The sequence below is a fragment of the Mesorhizobium sp. B1-1-5 genome (assembly GCF_006443065.1).
Taxonomy (GTDB): Bacteria; Pseudomonadota; Alphaproteobacteria; order Rhizobiales; family Rhizobiaceae; genus Mesorhizobium.
On record NZ_VFWS01000591.1, the window covers coordinates 1 to 1,101 of the forward strand.

Annotated in this window: 1 protein-coding gene; it reads left to right on the forward strand. The window is 63.2% G+C overall.

The window, feature by feature from the left end:
* Positions 1-995 (forward strand): HWE histidine kinase domain-containing protein (locus tag FJ980_RS33575; RefSeq protein WP_281406368.1); only part of this gene is annotated, 995 nt, incomplete at its 5' end.
* Positions 996-1,101: the final 106 nt, after the last annotated feature.

Sequence of the window (1,101 nt, forward strand, 5' to 3'; positions counted from 1 at the left end):
ACGCATCGCGATCCTCGACGGTAGGCTTTCTCTACGCGGCCTTCCGGGCCAGGGAGTTGTTCCAGATCGCGCTCAGCCGCGCGCCGCTGCTGCCGGTCAACACCGAAATCTACGATGGCGGCGTCGATCCGGATCATTTGCTGTTCCGGTCGGAGACGCCGCCCGTGTCGGGCTTTGGCGACAGGCTGTTGGTCACCCGCAAGATCAGCGTGGCGGGCCGTCCGTGGACCGTGCAGTTCAGGCCGACAAGCGCCTTCTCGCAGCCATCGTCGCGGGCCATCCCAGTCATGCTCGGCCTGTTCGGGTTGCTGCTGGCCGGCGCCATCGCGCTTGTCGCGCGCTATCAGGAGCGAGCCTACGAGGCAGCATCGCTGCTGCATGAGACGACGGAAAAGAGCCTGCTCGAAAAGGATTTGATGCTGCAGGAGATGAAGCATCGCATCAAGAATTCGATCACGCGAGTGCTGGCGATCGCGCGCCAGACCGCGTCACGTGCCAGCGACGTCAATGAGTTCTCGGCATCTTTCTCGGCCCGGCTACAGGCAATGGCCGCGTCCCAGGACATGCTGACGCGCTCGCGCTGGCAGAAGGCGGATCTCGGCGATCTCCTGCGCATCGAGCTTGGCCAAGTGTTCGGAAAGGAGCTGCCGGAAGAGCTTTTGTCCGGGCCGGAGGTGCTGCTTGACGAAACCACGACGCAGGCACTGGGCCTCACCTTCCACGAACTGGCAACGAATGCGCTGAAATACGGCGAGGCCGGCAATACGGTCGGCGCCCTCAGGATCGAATGGTCGGTCGAAGGGCGCGGGCGTGACCGGGTCTTGGCTCTGAGCTGGCAGGAAACCGGGAAGAAGAAGGTCGACGCCCCGGCCACGACCGGCTTCGGCAACAAATTGATTGACCTCAATGTCACGCGTGAGCTGCGTGGCACGATCCACCGCGATTATCGCGATGACGGATTGAATGTGGAAATCAGGATTCCGCTGCCGGCGTGAATGCCATCGGGCTTGGCGGAATCGCTCCAGGCTTCGCGCGGCGGCCAATAAATTCCCGCCCCGCTGCCGGGTTCGCGAATGAGCCCGACAGCGGCGATTCAAGTTG